The organism is Paenibacillus hamazuiensis (assembly GCF_023276405.1).
Lineage (GTDB): Bacteria > Bacillota > Bacilli > Paenibacillales > NBRC-103111 > Paenibacillus_AF > Paenibacillus_AF hamazuiensis.
This window is the reverse complement of sequence record NZ_JALRMO010000001.1, coordinates 3,776,633-3,792,292: the sequence shown is the minus strand read 5'-3', so window position 1 is coordinate 3,792,292 and position 15,660 is coordinate 3,776,633. Positions and strand designations below refer to the sequence as shown.

10 protein-coding genes are annotated in these 15,660 nt (G+C 55.5%); all 10 read left to right on the top strand.

Annotation, left to right across the window (positions count from 1 at the left end):
• Window positions 1–6: 6 nt before the first annotated feature.
• The 10 genes from MYS68_RS16670 to MYS68_RS16625 all read left to right on the top strand — a co-directional run bounded on the left by MYS68_RS16670 (window position 7) and on the right by MYS68_RS16625 (window position 15,656).
• A complete protein-coding gene (locus tag MYS68_RS16670) occupies window positions 7–1,683 on the top strand; it encodes an ABC transporter substrate-binding protein (protein WP_248926915.1) in 1,677 nt (558 codons plus the stop codon).
• 74 nt (window positions 1,684–1,757) lie between these two features.
• Window positions 1,758–4,055 carry a glycosyl hydrolase family 95 catalytic domain-containing protein gene (locus tag MYS68_RS16665; RefSeq protein ID WP_248926914.1) on the top strand — a complete coding sequence of 766 codons (2,298 nt, stop codon included), beginning with the start codon at window positions 1,758–1,760 and terminating at the stop codon, window positions 4,053–4,055.
• Window positions 4,056–4,092: 37 nt separating this feature from the next.
• Window positions 4,093–5,127 carry a glycoside hydrolase family protein gene (locus MYS68_RS16660; RefSeq protein WP_248926913.1) on the top strand — a complete coding sequence of 345 codons (1,035 nt, stop codon included), beginning with the start codon at window positions 4,093–4,095 and terminating at the stop codon, window positions 5,125–5,127.
• A 418-nt stretch (window positions 5,128–5,545) separates the two neighbouring features.
• A complete protein-coding gene (locus tag MYS68_RS16655) occupies window positions 5,546–6,835 on the top strand; it encodes a DUF3892 domain-containing protein (RefSeq protein ID WP_248926912.1) in 1,290 nt (429 codons plus the stop codon).
• 385 nt (window positions 6,836–7,220) lie between these two features.
• Window positions 7,221–8,795, top strand: coding sequence for a stage V sporulation protein B (spoVB, locus tag MYS68_RS16650; RefSeq protein WP_248926911.1), 1,575 nt, complete (start codon window positions 7,221–7,223; stop codon window positions 8,793–8,795).
• A gap of 102 nt (window positions 8,796–8,897) precedes the next feature.
• Window positions 8,898–9,650 (top strand): metallophosphoesterase family protein, encoded by a 753-nt coding sequence (locus tag MYS68_RS16645; RefSeq protein ID WP_248926910.1) that lies wholly within the window; start codon window positions 8,898–8,900, stop codon window positions 9,648–9,650.
• 40 nt (window positions 9,651–9,690) lie between these two features.
• On the top strand, window positions 9,691–10,011 hold the full coding sequence (locus tag MYS68_RS16640) for a hypothetical protein (RefSeq protein ID WP_248926909.1): 321 nt from the start codon (window positions 9,691–9,693) through the stop codon (window positions 10,009–10,011).
• Window positions 10,011–10,820, top strand: a complete 810-nt coding sequence (locus tag MYS68_RS16635) for an APH(3') family aminoglycoside O-phosphotransferase (RefSeq protein WP_248926908.1) — start codon at window positions 10,011–10,013, stop codon at window positions 10,818–10,820. Before MYS68_RS16640 ends, MYS68_RS16635 begins: the two co-directional genes overlap by 1 nt.
• A gap of 113 nt (window positions 10,821–10,933) precedes the next feature.
• Entirely contained in the window at window positions 10,934–14,512 is a 3,579-nt protein-coding gene (locus MYS68_RS16630) for a glycoside hydrolase family 44 protein (RefSeq protein WP_248926907.1), read from the top strand.
• Between the two features lie 202 nt (window positions 14,513–14,714).
• Window positions 14,715–15,656 (top strand): ABC transporter substrate-binding protein, encoded by a 942-nt coding sequence (locus tag MYS68_RS16625; protein ID WP_248926906.1) that lies wholly within the window; start codon window positions 14,715–14,717, stop codon window positions 15,654–15,656.
• The last annotated feature ends 4 nt before the right edge of the window (window positions 15,657–15,660 follow it).

Sequence of the window (15,660 nt, the reverse complement as noted above, 5' to 3'; positions counted from 1 at the left end):
TCTCCTATGAAAAAGAAATTGGCCGTCACCGTGTCCGCACTCACTGCGGCTGCGCTTCTCGTCAGCGCTTGCTCCGGGTCAAAAACCGATGACAAATCGGACAAGGGAGCCGCAGGGCTGGTCGGAGCCGATCAAGTGTCGGAAGCGGGCGTCTTTCCGATTACGAAGGATAAAATCACGATGAAGGTGATGATCAAGGGCTCCAGCATCGTCGAAAATTTCGCAACGAACGAATTTACGAAATGGCTCGAGGAGAAGACGAACATTCATCTGGAATGGGAAGTGGCGCCGGAGAAGTCGTTTCAGGAGAAATTGAATGTGGCGCTCGCGAGCGGAGATTATCCCGATCTTTTGATCAACATGAGCGTCAGTCCCGTTCAGCAGTCGATTTACGGAAAAGACGGCGTATTCATTCCGCTCAATCCGTACATCGAGAAATACGGCGTGGAAACGAAAAAAATGTGGGACGCCGTTTCCTATGCCAAAGATTTGATGACGATGCCGGACGGCAAAATTTACTCTTTGCCGCAAATCAACCAGTGCTATCACTGCTCTTACGGCCAAAAGATGTTCATTAACAAAACATGGCTGGATAAGCTTGGCCTGCCGATCCCTCAGACAACCGACGAATTTTACACGGTGCTGAAAGCGTTTAAGGAAAAAGATCCGAACGGCAACGGCAAAGCCGATGAAATCCCGCTTGTCGGGGCGATCGGTTCGCCGTCCACGACGATTGTGCAAACACAGATCGATCCGTTCATTATGAGCGCGTTTGTCGAGAAAGATTTTACCTACAAGCTGGTGAAGGACGGCAAAATTCAGGTGGCGTACAACCAGCCTGAATGGAAAGATGGCCTTAAATATTTGAACAAGCTTTACAAGGAAGGCTTGATCGCGCCCCAATCGTTCACTCAGGACAAGAACCAACTGCAGCAGATGGGGATGAATCCGGATGCCGAAATCATCGGCGCCGTACCCGCACAAAATCAGGGCAACTTCATTACGATCGACTCTCCGCGGTTCAAGGATTACGTGACGGTGCCGCCGCTCAAAGGACCGACGGGGCTGCGTTCCGCACCTTTCCAGCCGTACTACATTCTTCAAGGGCAATTTGTCGTTACGAATAAAGCGAAAAATCCGGCTGCGGCATTCCGTCTCGGCGATCTGCTGATGTCGGAAGAGGCGGTGCTGCGCAGCACGATCGGCCGTCCCGGGCAGGAGTGGGATAAAGCCGCGCAGGGCGAGCTCGGGCTTGACGGAAAGCAGGCCAAGTGGAAGCAGCTGACGACGTTCGGCAAACTTCAGAACGTGCATTGGGCTCAAGCCGGACCGTCCGTCAGAACGAACGAATTCCGCCTGAGCCAATACGCCGATCCGAAAAATCCGCTCGAAAGCGTGCTGTACAACGAAACCAAGAAAAATTACGAGCCGTATCAGCTCGATCCGAATAAAGTCGTTCCGCCCCTGTTCTTCACCGATGAGCAGTCCGAAGAGCTTGCTACGATCGAGAAGGGCCTCGCGGATTACCGAAACGAATTTTTTGCGAAAGCCGTTACCGGGTCGCTGGATATCGACAAAGAATGGAACAACTACCTGGCCAACCTCGATAAGATGAATATTAAAAAATATTTGGAAATCCAGCAGCAGGCGTACGACTCCTGGAAAAAGAACTCTAAAAAATAAGCGAATTGGCGGCGGGACAGCTCCTTGGGCGGAGTCCCGCCTTCTTTACGAAGCGGAGAAAGGGGAATATTACGGTGATTCAAAACAATATCGACTGGCCGTCCTTTATGGCGCGGCACGACATGACCTGGTCGGTCAAGCCGGTTTCGTGGGACGAAGGGGCGTTTATCGGAAACGGCATGATCGGCGCGATGATCTACAGCGAGGAGCACCGCAATAAACGCAACGTGCTCAGGTTTGTGCTCGGGCGCACGGACGTGACGGCGCGCAGGCCGAAAGGTTATCCGCCACGCGTCCCGGTAGGCGAACTGCATTTGGAATTGGCAGGCTGGTATTACCAACCGTCGAGCATCCGGATCGACCTTTGGAATGCGGAGATGCGTGCGGAAATTACGACGACGGTCGGGACGGCGAAGGTTCGCGCGTTCGTGCACAGCCGGGAGCCGGTGCTGGCTGTCGAGCTCGAAACGAGCGAAGGTGAACAAGGCGCGAGGATGACGTGGTACCCGTACAGCGAGGTCGACCCTGTGCTGAAAAATGCCGACGGATTCAACCTCAATCAATATATTCCGAAGACGGAAGTCGTTCGTTCCGAGAAGGAGGACGGGCTGACGATCGGCGTGCAAACGTTCGAGCTTGGCGGCGGCTGCGTTACCGCTTGGACGGAAAGCGCGTCCGAAGAGGGAGCGCGCCGGCTGTGGCTGTCGATTTTTAACGGTCATGATGAAGCTGCGCAGCTTGGCGCGGAAAACGCCGTCCGCGGGGCGGCTGCGCATCCATGGGATACGTGGGTGAAGAACCATCGCAGCTGGTGGCACGACTATTACCGCCAAAGCTTCATTTCCATTCCGGATACGCTGCTCGAAGGGTTTTACTGGATTCAAATGTACAAGCTCGCATCCGCGACGCGGGCGGACGGGATGATCATGGACAATCAGGGGCCGTGGCTTGCGCCGACTCCGTGGGCCGGAGTTTGGTTCAACATGAACGTGCAGATGAGCTACTCCCCGGTGTATACGTCGGGCAGGCTGGGGATCGGCGAATCGCTCGTTCGCGGTTTCAAGAGCAATATCGATAACCTGATCCGCAATGTGCCGGAGAAGTATCGCGAGGACTCGGCAGGGCTCGGCCGCAGCATGAGCTACGATTTGGTTGCTCCGGTCGGCGACGAGGTTGGCAACTTGGCGTGGATATGCCACAATTTATGGCGGCATTACCGGCATTCGATGGACCGTGGGATGCTGGAGACGTTCTTGTATCCGCTGCTGAAGCGTACCGTGCAGTACTATTTGCACTTGCTGGAGGAAGGAGAGGACGGCAAGCTGCATTTGCCGGCGATGACTTCGCCGGAGTACGGCTCCTTCCTGCAAATGACCGTGCCGGACACGCATTACGATTTGGCGTTACTGCGCTGGGGCTGTCAAACGCTGCTGCGCATTTGTGATATATTAGACGTACAGGATGAGGCCGGCGAACGGTGGAAGGATACGCTGGAGCGGCTGACGCCGCTGCCGGTGGACGAAACCGGCTTTATGATCGGCAGAGATCAGCCGCTCGAGTTCGGTCACCGGCATTTCAGCCATCTGATGGCGGCTTTCCCGCTGCATATCATCAGCGGCGATACGCCGGAGGAGCGGGAGTTGATCGTTCGCTCGCTGCGCCATTGGCTTTCGCGCGAAGGCGACCTGCGCGGCTTTACGTTTACCGGCGCCGCCTCGATTGCCGCGACGGTCGGATTAGGCGATGAAGCTTTGAAGTATGTGAAAACGCTGATGCATATCATTAAGCCGAACACAATGTATAAAGAAGCCGGGCCGGTCATCGAGACGCCGCTCGCCGGAGCCGAAGCGATCCACGATATGCTGCTGCAAAGCTGGGGCGCGGAGATTCGCGTGTTTCCGGCTGTTCCGTCCGAGTGGCAGGATGCCGTGTTCCACGACCTGCGGGCCGAAGGCGGCTTTCAGGTAAGCGCGGTGCGCTCCGGCGGCACCACGACGTGGATCCGCGTCCAAAGCTTGGCCGGCGAGCCCTGCCGGCTCAAGACCGATCTGGCAGGCGACGTCCGACTCGCCGGTATCGATTCCGCCAAGCTGCGGACGCTTGGCGGCGGCGTGTTTGAGCTGGACCTCGCGCAAGGCGAGGAGGCGGTGTTATACTGCGCAGACGCCGAGCAGCGCGGCATTGCGTCGCCGATAGGCGGTGCGGAACCGGCCGGGGAGCGCCAGAGAGCCGGTGCGAAAGCGGCGGAAGCGCAAGGCGTCGAAGATGGGCCGGGCCGATGGGAGATTAGGCCGCTGCCGGCGACCCCGCACCTGTGCGGCTACTTCGGCGGCAAGAAACCTTGGCGGCTTTACGGGCTGCCGATCGTGTGAGCGGGTTGGGCTTGATTTTTACGTTAATGAAGGGGAAGTGATTGCGTTGACTAGAAGCTTGTATGAAAAACTGCTTCCGGCTCCGAAAAACGGAGGGTTCCGGATGGAAGGCTACTGGGTATGGTGCGGATCGGTTATCAAGGGGGAGGACGGCCGGTTTCATATGTTTGCCTCCCGCTGGCCGAAGCATCTGCCGTTTCACCCGGGCTGGCTCGTCGCCTCCGAAATCGTCAGGGCGGTATCCGATACGCCGGAAGGCCCGTATGAGTTCCAGGAAGTCGTTTTTCCGGCCAGAGGAGCCGAATATTGGGACGGCCGCAGCTCGCACAATCCTCATATTACGAAGCACGGTGACACTTATGTGCTGTACTATATGGGCTCGACCAGCCCGCTGCCGGATGTCGCTCCCGGAGAGTCCCTCGGCCTCAGCGATCCGCGCACGATCGTCGCCCGTGCAAACAAGCGGATCGGCGTCGCCACGGCGAAAAGCGTCTTCGGCCCGTGGGAGCGGAAGGATGCGCCCGTCATGCCGACCCGGCCGGGCAAGTTCGACAGCTTCCTCACGTCCAACCCGGCGCCGTGCATACACGAGGACGGCTCCGTGCTGCTGATCTACAAGGCGCGCCGTTACGAAGGAAACGTTCACGGCAAAATGACGATCGGCGCTGCACGTGCGGACCATTACCTCGGCCCGTATCGGGTCGTAAGCGAAGAGCCGGTATTTCCGCCCTCCGAATTTCATCTCGAGGATCCGTTCATTTGGAAAACGGAGCAGGGCTACGAGCTGATTGCAAAAGACATGGACGGCAACATCTGCGGAGAAAAGCATGCCGGCATTCACGCCTATTCCGCGAATGGCCTCGACTGGAAGCTGTTCGACCATCCGAAGGCGTATTCCCGGGTCGTCCGCTGGGACGACGGCTCCACGACGACGATGGGCAGCTTCGAGCGGCCGTTTTTGCTGTTCCAGGACGGGCGTCCGACGCATCTGTTCGCGGCTACGGCCGACGGCCCGGGCGGGTTCCAAAATGCTGAAAATACGTGGAATATGGTGATTCCTATCGCTCCTTAATGGCGCGTTCTGCAGGTTTAACGATTGTATAGCCGAGGATTTCCTTACGTGTGGAATATGTATGAAAAATCGTATAGAAGTTGTGCTAGGATCGTAAAACAGAGCAATTTGCACGAAAAATCATATACATATATACTCTGGGACGGTAAAGTCGAGCAATATGTATGAAAAATCAGTAATAAATTTCTTTTTGCGTTAGTTCCAAACTGTTGTATTCGAAAAATCACACAAAATAACGAATGGTCTGGTGTCCTGAGTACCAGGCGACGTAGCGATTCCCGCTACGCCGAAACGCAACTGATTGACGGCGGGAGAGGAGCAAGTACTTGAATTTTAACTCATGGGTATAATTTCCACTGCACCTGCGCACCCTATCGGTAGCTTTATCGAATCGAGCTATAAAGGAGCCGATCTACCGATGCCAAGACGAAAACAGATGCAGCAGGATTATTCGCAAAGTCAAGCAGCGAACGCAGCGCCAGGTGCAGACCGGGATTATGAAAACGCGTCTGAGCCTACGCACAACGGAAATTTTGCCTGGAATGGGGAGCCGATCCCGGACTACCGCCAGGTCGCGCAGGAAACCGGCGGAAGCCGGCAAACCCAATCGCGCGGGACGATGACCGGAGCGGGCGTGGCGTATTCGGCCTCCGGTGCGATGCTGAGCGAAGGAGCGCAGCCGACGCAAACGTACGGTGCATCGGCCGGCCAAGGAGCGCAGACGTCGCAATGGGGCGGCGGCATGGCCGGCGCAGGCTCGCAGCCGACGCAAACGTACGGTGCAACAGCCGGCCAAGGAGCGCAGACGTCGCAATGGGGCGGCGGCATGACCGGCGCGGGCTCGCAGCCGACGCAAACGTACGGCGCATCGGCCGGCCAAGGAGCGCAGACGTCGCAATGGGGCGGCGGCATGACCGGAGCGGGCTCGCAGCCGACGCAAACGTACGACGCATCGGCCGGCCAAGGAGCGCAGACGTCGCAATGGGGCGGCGGTATGGCCGGTGCGGGCTCGCAAGCGACGCCAACGTACGGCGCAACGGCCGGCCAGAGCGCGCAGACGTCGCAATGGGGCGGCGGTATGGCCGGCGCGGGCTCGCAAGCGACGCCAACGTACGGCGCAACGGCCGGCCAGAGCGCGCAGACGTCGCAATGGGGCGGCGGCATGGCCGGCGCGGGTTCGCAAGCGACGCCAACGTACGGCGCAACGGCCGGCCAGAGCGCGCACACGTCGTCGTTTATGCAGCAAGCCCGCAATTACGGAACGCAATCGTTTGAAGGCAGCCGAGGCATGCCGATTCCGGGATCGTCCGGCGATCCGAATGCGGAGTACGGCCGGCGCAACACCGGCATCAACAATGCCGACGACCGCAATGTCGGCTTCCAGGGCGGCTACACCGGCTATGGACCAAACGGCCAACCCGTCCAATACGGTACGTTTATGCGCGACGGCACGCAGTACGGCAAAGGGCCGCATACGATCGATCCGAACAAGGCGATCATCCAGGCGGTTCACTATGAAAACGGCGGCATCAGCGCCGTCAAATTCCAGGACGGCTCGGTCGTATCGATCGCCCATGCCATTGCGATGGCGGAGGCGGGCCTGATCGAAGACGTCAACACCGGCAGAAACCGGGAAGGCCAAAAAACGCTCCGATCGTACCCTGACGGCGATCCCAGCAACAACCTGTCCAACTTGCCGCGGTTTTAACGCCTAAGCACCTTATTTTTCCAAAAACTTCGCCGACGAACCGGTTTCGTTGACGGAGTTTTTTGCCGTTAAGCGCATTCTCTTGTATTATCATAGGTTCCAGTTCCGATTTCCCGCTGCATAAGCGCAAAATCTTGTACAATTCCGTTCATCCCGCCTAAAATCGACCGTTTACAGAAAGAATAAACCAAGCGGCTGCGTTTATTTGTCCCTCCGGGGGCGATTGGCAGATGGATATTTGCAATTTTTGGGCTTATTCCAAACGTCCGGCCGCCGTCCTCCTCCAGAAGATCCAAGCTCCATGTACTGCATGTACATGTCCGCGAATATATTTACCTTTGAACGCAAAAATCGGACAAGAAATCAGGACATGGAGAGATTAATGATGAGCCAAAAACAAAGCTTTGTGCAGGGTACGTTCATTTTGACGGTATCGGCGTTCGTCATACGGATGCTCGGATTTGTGAACAGCATCGTGTTGGCGCGATTTTTGGGCGCGGAGGGAATCGGACTGCTGATGATGGCGCATCCGCTCATCCCGATTGTCGTTACGCTTACCGGGTTGGGTCTGCCGGTGGCGATCTCCAAGCTGGTTGCGGAAGCGGAGGCGGAGGGGGATTCCGCGAAGGTGAAGCGCATATTGCGGGTGTCCCTGGCCGTCACCGGCACGATCGGCATCGTGCTCACGCTGCTTTTTTTGCTCGGCTCGAAAATTATCGCGTCGCACTACCTTACCGACCAAAGAGCTTATTATGCGATGCTGGCGATGATTCCGATCGTGCCGCTCGTCGCCGTTTCCTCCGTGATCAAAGGATATTTTCGCGGAAAACAAAACATGAAGCCGCTTGCTTTCTCCGAGGTCGCCGAGCAAATCGTGAGGCTGCCACTTGTGATGGCGCTGGTTCAATTTTTGCTGCCCTACGGGGTGGAATACGCGGCAGCGGGCGTGATGGCCGGCACCGTCATCGGCGAAGCGACCGGGCTGCTTTATTTGCTGCTCATGTTCCGGGCGTACAGGAAAAAAGCGGCCTCGACTGCATCCATGACCGTGGCGGCAAGTGCTTCCCCGCAGCTCCCGTCCGACAGGCGCACGCTGCTCGAGCTTCTGCATATCGGCCTGCCGACGACGGGGCAAGGGCTGTTTTATTCCATTTATCGGGCGCTTCAGCCGATTCTTGTCACCAAAAGCCTGGCCGTAGCGGGAGTCGGCACGGCTCTTGCGACCAAGCAGTACGGGCTGCTGCTCGGCTGCGCCTTTCCATTGCTCGCGTTTCCCGGCTTCATCATGCACTCGCTGTCCGACGCGCTTATTCCGGCGATCAGCGAAGCCGGCATCAGGCAAAATAAACGGCTTATTTTGCAGCGGATGGATCAGGCGATGAAGCTGGCGCTCATCGTCGGCGCGCCGATAACGATCGTTTTGTACGTGTGGGCGGTGCCTCTGACGACGATGTTTTACCGTGCGCCGGAGGCGGGCAATTTGCTAAAGCTGCTGGCGCCGGTATATTTTCTGCAATATTTCGAAGCTCCGCTTCACGCTATTCTGCTTGGTCTCGGCAAAATCAAGACGGCGATGTGGAACTTCATCATGGCGACGCTGCTCAAAGCGATCGCGATTTACATTTTCGGCTCGCATTGGGGGATTTACGGCGTGGCGCTCGGCATGAATTTCGGCATTTGCGTCATCACCTTGCTTAACTTTTTTTCGGTATCCGGTTACATCGGGTTTTCCGTGGACGCGCGTTATTTGGCCAAGGTAGGGATTTGCCTCGCGGCGACAGCGCTTTGCGGACAGGCGACGTTTGCTTTTTTGCGAAATTCGGGGGTTCAGCTCGCATGGGATGTGGCCGCTTCGGCGGGCATGGCTTTCCTCGTATACGTTAGCGCCCTGATCGCGACGAAAACGCTGCGAAGCAAAGATATAAGGCGAATACCGGTGCTGAACAAAATGTTTTCATAAACGGTCCCTTGAGAAACGAACGTACATTCGGTATAATAATCCATGGAATTATATTCCTGCGCCTATAATCGTTTCCATTCGGTTGCAGAAGGAGCCGGTACAATGCGTCTTGCCATGATTTCGGATACACATGGAAATGCCGTTGCGTTTGAAGAGGTCATTCGCGATTTGCGGGAACAAAGTCCGGATGCCGTCGTTTTTCTCGGCGATTTGGTGATGCGCGGGCCTCAGCCGGCGGAATGCGCCGAGCTGCTAAGCGGGCTCAACCCGCTTGTGTCGATCCGCGGAAACCACGACGATTATTTTGCGAGGTATGCCGAGGTTTCCGATTGGCAGCCGAAAAACGACAAGGAAGCGATGAACGTCAGATCGTTCGAATACAACAAACGGCTTCTGTCGTCGGCGGAGCAGAGATGGATCGGCGGCTGGCCGGCGGAACATACTTTTTTTGCAGACGATATGCAGACGGAGCTTTATCATGCCGCGCCGGGAGCGCTGGCCAAAATCGTTTGGCCGTGGGCGCCGCCGGAGGAGCTGGCTGCTCTCCATCGGCACGAAGCGACCCGGCTCGTATGCTTCGGGCATATTCATCATGCGTTTACGCGAAACGCCGGGGGCAGAACGATCGTGAATTGCGGAAGCATCGGCCTCCCTTTTGACGGGGATAATCGCGCCAGTTACTCGATCGTAGATATTCAAGGTGCAAATATGAGCGTGCAAATCCGCCGCGTCAGCTACGATATCGAGAAGGTCATCCGCGTTGCCAAGCAGCGGGCGATGCCGGACGTCGAGCTTTTCGAACTGGCTGTCCGCCGGGCGGAGTTTGCCTATTCCTTCAGTAAGTCGGCCGGATAGCTTTAATAGATTCGCAGATTCAAAGAGGTGCGAAAGGACAATGAAGCAGCTGACTGCAGCCGATCTGCGGGGCATTGTCTCGGAGATCATGGAGCATTCGATGGAGCAGCGCCGAAAGGCGGTAAGCGACAATCGCGGCGGCCCGGACAGATTTATCGAGGGCGAGCCGACCGATCGGGAAATCGACGAGTTTATAGCAGGAAACCCTTATCTGGATGAAGAGATAATCGGTCAACTGCTGGACCCGGGATCTTCGGGTTATTCCGGCATAATCATTTTCGGATCCGAGGAAGAGTTGATAGAATTCAGGAAAAATATACTTGCTTGGTCCATGAGCGGATCGTGGCTGGGGGGCAAATGATGAATAACGATCAGTATCAACCATGGCGGCAGCATATGCCGGAGAAGCTGAAGCGGATGACGGAAGCGTGCGTTTGGTCGCCTATCTACGCTCCTTACTCCGGAGCCTCCACATATCGGCTTGATCAGCAGGACGGATCGGCGGCATTTCTGAAAATATGTCCGGTACCGAGCCGGGAGCCGCTGTTTGCGGCGAAGCTGCGGATGGATTGGCTGGAGGGAAAAATATCTGCTCCGCGGGTATTGTTTTACGACGAAGCAGCCGGTTTCGAATACATGGTCAGCACGGCGGTGGCCGGTTTCGATGCGGCTGACAAAGCGCGGTGGGGGGGCGATCTTTCCGGTCTCGTACGCCTTGCGGCGCAAGGATTGAAGAGCTTTCACCGCTTGCCGGCGGAAGATTGCCCTTTCAATCATACGCTGAGCACCCGGCTTGCCATCGCGAGAGATAACTTGTTGAACGGGACGCTGGACCTGGAACACCTTGGTGAAAAATATCCGGGTCAGGAGCCGGAACGCCTTTTTGACCGGCTCGAAGCAGGCAGGACGGAGATGGAAGACGAAGTCGTCGTCAATCACGGTGACTACAGCATGCCAAACGTCATGGTGCAGGACGGACGAATCAGCGGTTTCATCGACTTGGGCAGCTGCGGGTTGGCGGACAAATATTTCGACCTGGCGGTGGCGGCCAAAAGCATTGTTCGTAATTACGGAGAGGAATACCTCTCCGAATTTTATCGGGAATACGGCATCGCCAACGTCGATCAAGCCAAAATTCGCTATTACCAGCTGCTGGAATGTTTTTTATGACTTTTGCGACGATAGAACTATTTCCTGAAAATGTGAATTGTCAAACAGTATTGCTTTGAAAATTGCGGTAGGATATGACTCGTCACTTGAAATTGAAGAGAGGAGAACAAATCATGTCTTATTTGCAAAAAAGCGGCGGAAGACGCTTCATGGCGCTGTTGCTTGCCGCCGTACTGGTTCTGCAAAGCTTTGTCTTGATGCAGCTGCCTGAACGCGCCGCTGCAGCGCCAGCTTTTCAAACATCAGCGGAGGCGTTGCCGTCCACGGTAGCGGCAGGGGGAACGGCGGGCTTCAATGTGTACGTCACTTCTTCCGAAACTACGTCCATTCTCGTCGACTTGGAAATATTCGACGCCTCGCTGAAAAAAGTGCATCAGGTGTTCACCGATAACGTGAAATTAAACGCGGGTGAAAAAAAGGCGGTGCCTTTTACGTGGAACGTGCCGGCTGCTCTGCCGGAGGGCAAATACATCGTCAGCTTCGGTTTGTTCGGCGCAGGTTGGAACGGTATGTATACGTGGCAGGCAGGGGCGACAAATGTGACGGTGACGAAAGGCGCACCGGTGCTCAGCTTCACGAGCAGCGCCGAAGCGGCTCCGGATTACGTCCAGCCGGGCGGAAACGTCGTTGTTGCCGCAACCGTAACCGCGAGCACTTATGCCAGCGCGCTGGCGGAGATCAGCTTGATCCGTCCGGACGGCTCGAAAGCTTTGACAACGCCGTTCAGCGCGACATTCGAAGCGGGTCAGCCGAAGACGTTCCCGGTAAGCTGGACCGTCCCTGCGGATGCTCCACAAGGTGCGTATCAGGTCGAGATCGCCATCTATAAGCCGGACCGTTCCGAGACTTACAGCCTGAACCGCAGCGCAGCGCAGTTTACCGTTGCAAACGAACCGCCGCAAAACGTTCCCGTTCCGGGCAACATTAGGGCCGCTGCGGAGGAAACGACGATTACGCTCACTTGGGACGCCGTCTCCGGCGCGACGCTTTACGAGCTTGAGGCGGACGGCGCTATCGTCCAGACGGCTTCCTCATCTTACGCCCATACGGGCTTGAAAGCCGATACGCAGCATACGTACCGGGTCCGTGCAAAAACGGCAACCGGGATTAGCGACTGGAGCTCAGCCGTTACGGTGAAAACAAAGGCACCTTCGGCTGCGCCGGCTCTCAAAATCAGCCTGGAAACAAGCTCAAGCACGAATACGCAGCAGCCTTCGGTCGCTTTTAAATTCGAAAATACAGGCAGCACGGCGCTAAACTTAAAGGACCTGACGGCCCGATATTACTTTAATATCGATTCGGAAGCGTCGCTTGCGGTAGACTTCTGGAGCACCATAACGAAATCGAACGTCACGACGAAATTCGTGAAAATGCCGATTCCGTCCGCGGATGCCGACTATTATTTGGAAATTCGCTTTAAAGATCAGGCAGGCACGCTTAATGCCGGTTCTTACGCAACGGTATCGACATGGTTCAATAAAACCGACTGGTCCGTTTTCAACCAATCGAACGATTATTCTTTTTTGAACGCGCCAAGTTATACCGCGACGGAGAAGGCGCCCGGGTATATCGCCGGCACCCGCGTCTGGGGAACCGAGCCGGTTCTGCTCGACATGCCGGCTTTCCCGGCCAACATTAAGGCGACGCCCGCCGATACATCGATTAGGCTCGCTTGGGACCCTGTGGAAGGGGCAACAGGATATGAAGTTTATGCGGACGGCAGCACGTATCAGGTAACATCCCCATCATACCTTCATGAATGGCTGCGGACGGGAACGAAGCATACGTATAAGGTAAGGGCCGTCCGGGACGGCAAATTCAGTGTGTGGAGCTCCACGTTAACGGTTAAAACAACCGGTGAGCAGGTGCTGCCGGCACCAAGCAACGTCAGAGCCGAGCGGTCGGAAACGTCGATCAAAATCACCTGGGCGAAGCTGGACGAAGATATTACCGGTTATGACATCGAAGTGGACGGAGCGGTTTTCGCAAACGGACTAACCACCTATTACACGCACAGCGGTCTGACATCGGGCTCGCAGCATACGTACCGCGTCCGGGCCAGAGACGGCAGCACGGAAGGGGCTTGGAGCGAGCTGCTCAAGCTGAGTACGATTTTTGTGCCAACCGGCACCTTTAACGTAAACTTCAATATCGACCCGACCGCGGAAAAAGCGCCGATCAGCCCGTACATTTACGGTACGAACGACGAGCTGACAGGTACGGAAAACTGGACGGCTCGCCGGATGGGCGGAAACCGGATGTCGACGTACAACTGGGAAAACAACGCATCCAACGCCGGCAAAGACGATAACTGGCGCAGCGATGGGTATGTGCCGTGGTTTTTCGGCAATATTATGGACCGGTCGAAGTGGGACATCCCGGGCATCGGAGCGACGGCTTTCCACGAGCGTTCGCTCAGCAAAGGCTCCTATTCGCTCTTGACGCTGCAAACGGCCGGTTATGTCGCCAAGGATAAAGACAACACATCGGTCACTGAAAACGCGCCTTCTTCCCGTTGGGTCGAAGTAAAACCGGTGAAAGGCGCTCCGTTCAGCCTGACTCCGGATTTGAACGACAATTACGTATACATGGATGAATTCGTCAACCTGATCGTAAGCAAATACGGTAAAGCATCGACGGCTACCGGCGTCAAAGGCTTCGAGATCGACAATGAGCCCGCTTTGTGGGCTGAGAATCACAAATATATGCACCCGGCTCAGACCAAAGGCGTCGAAGTGCTGAACAAATCGATCGAACTCGCGAAAGCGGTGAAAAACATTGACCCGACGGTCGAAATGTTCGGCCCGGTATCGTACGGCTTCAGTGAATATTTGATGATGGACAATCAAGCGGAATGGGATACGATCAAAGGAAGCTACAGCTGGTATCTCGATTATTACCTTGACAAACTGCGGATCGAATCCGAGAAAACCAACCGGAGACTGCTTGATGCGCTCGATCTGCACTGGTATCCGGAAGCGACGGGCGGCGGCGTCCGCATTTCCAACCCGTACGTGCAAAATAACCTGGAGACGCACAAAGCACGCGTGCAAGCACCGAGATCGCTTTGGGATCCGAGCTATATCGAAACAAGCTGGATCGGCGAGAGCTACAGCTCTTACCTGCCTCTTATTCCAAGAATCAAGCAGTCGATCGATATGTACAATCCGGGGACAAAACTTGCATTCACCGAATACAATTACGGCGGCGAGGACAACATTTCCGGCGGCATCGCGATGGCTGATGTGCTGGGCATTTTCGGCAAATACGGCGTGTACATGGCCAATTACTGGAAAATGATCGCGCCGGAAAAAACGGCCTACTCGAGTGCGGCAGCGAAAATATACAATAACTATGACGGCAACAACTCCAAGTACGGCGATACGAAAGTGAAGGCGGAAACGACGGATGTGGAGAACAGCTCCGTTTACAGCTCCGTTTACAAAGACGACGACAACAACCTGCATATCATCGCGATCAACAAAAATTTCGATTACGACATGAACGCGGCGTTCACCATCGCCGGAGACAAAAGCTACACTTCGGCAAAAGTGTGGGCATATGACAGCAACAGCCCGCAAATTACGGAAAGAGAAGGCATAACATCGATCAGCGGCAACACGTTCACCTTAAACATCCCCAAATTAACGGTTGCGCATATCGTGCTTAGCGCGTCGCCGTCTCAGCCGTAAGATAAGCATCCCCGAGTATTTGCCATGGGCAGTCTCGGGGATTTTTCATCTGCATTTAACTATGGCAGCACAAGGCAGCCGTCGAAGAGAAGCGCCTCAGCGCCATTGGAAAAACTTGTTGACAAACGATAATGATAACTATTATCATTTAATCTCGATGAGAATGATTATCGTTGTCTAAGAAAGCAAGGGGGCCTTTTACATGAGATTCGCTGCCATGATTTTAGTTTCGTTATTTTTGGTTATATCGGGGTGCTCTTCCAAGCCTGCCGTAACACCGGCCGTTCAAGAGAATACGAGCGGAAAAGACTCGGAGCGAAAGGTGAAACATGAGCTTGGAGAAACGTCTGTTAAAGGCACGCCCCAACGGGTTGTCGCTTTGGAATTTTCTTTTGTCGACGCGCTTGCAACCGTGGGTGTTACTCCGGTTGGGGTCGCCGATGACGGAGACGCGAACAACATCATCGAACCGATCCGGCAAAAAATCGGCAAATACACGTCGATCGGCTCGCGGTACGAGGTGAATTTCGAGCTGATCGCATCGCTGAAGCCGGATTTGATCATCGCCGATTTGAGCCGACACAAGGAAGTGTATGACAAACTCGGGCAAATTGCCCCGACGATCGTTTTGAAAAGCCTCGGGTCCGATTATAAAGAAAACATGGACGCTTTTGCCGTAATTGCCGAGGCTCTAAATGCCAAGGATGCGGCTCAAAAAAAGCTGGCTGACCACCAGACAGCGATGAACGCACTGAAGCAAAAAATGCCGAAAGACGAGAAACGGACCGTTTTGCCTGCTGTTGCGAACAGTACCGGATTTTTCGCTCATACGTCCAGAGCCTACGCCGGGTCGCTGCTCGAGCAGCTTGGCTACAAGGATGCGATTCAAAGCAACGAGGCGTACCCGAAAATAACGCTGGAGCAGCTTGTGCAAGCCAACCCGGACGTGATGTTCCTCATGACGGGCGGGGAGAAAACGATTGTGGATGAGTGGAAAAACAACCCGCTCTGGTCCCAAATCAGCGCCGTGAAAAACAACCAGGTATTCGAAGTGGACCGCAGAGTATGGTCCTTGTCCAGAGGCGTCATTTCCGCGGAAACGATAGCCGGAGAAGCGCTGCAGCTTCTTTACGGCAAGAAATAAGGAA

Coding starts and splice junctions, on each gene's coding strand:
- MYS68_RS16645 (WP_248926910.1), top strand. CDS start 8,898: ATGCGTCTTGCCATGATTTCGGATACACATGGAAATGCCGTTGCGTTT.
- MYS68_RS16635 (WP_248926908.1), top strand. CDS start 10,011: ATGAATAACGATCAGTATCAACCATGGCGGCAGCATATGCCGGAGAAG.
- MYS68_RS16640 (WP_248926909.1), top strand. CDS start 9,691: ATGAAGCAGCTGACTGCAGCCGATCTGCGGGGCATTGTCTCGGAGATC.
- spoVB (WP_248926911.1), top strand. CDS start 7,221: ATGAGCCAAAAACAAAGCTTTGTGCAGGGTACGTTCATTTTGACGGTA.
- MYS68_RS16655 (WP_248926912.1), top strand. CDS start 5,546: ATGCCAAGACGAAAACAGATGCAGCAGGATTATTCGCAAAGTCAAGCA.
- MYS68_RS16630 (WP_248926907.1), top strand. CDS start 10,934: ATGTCTTATTTGCAAAAAAGCGGCGGAAGACGCTTCATGGCGCTGTTG.
- MYS68_RS16670 (WP_248926915.1), top strand. CDS start 7: ATGAAAAAGAAATTGGCCGTCACCGTGTCCGCACTCACTGCGGCTGCG.
- MYS68_RS16625 (WP_248926906.1), top strand. CDS start 14,715: ATGAGATTCGCTGCCATGATTTTAGTTTCGTTATTTTTGGTTATATCG.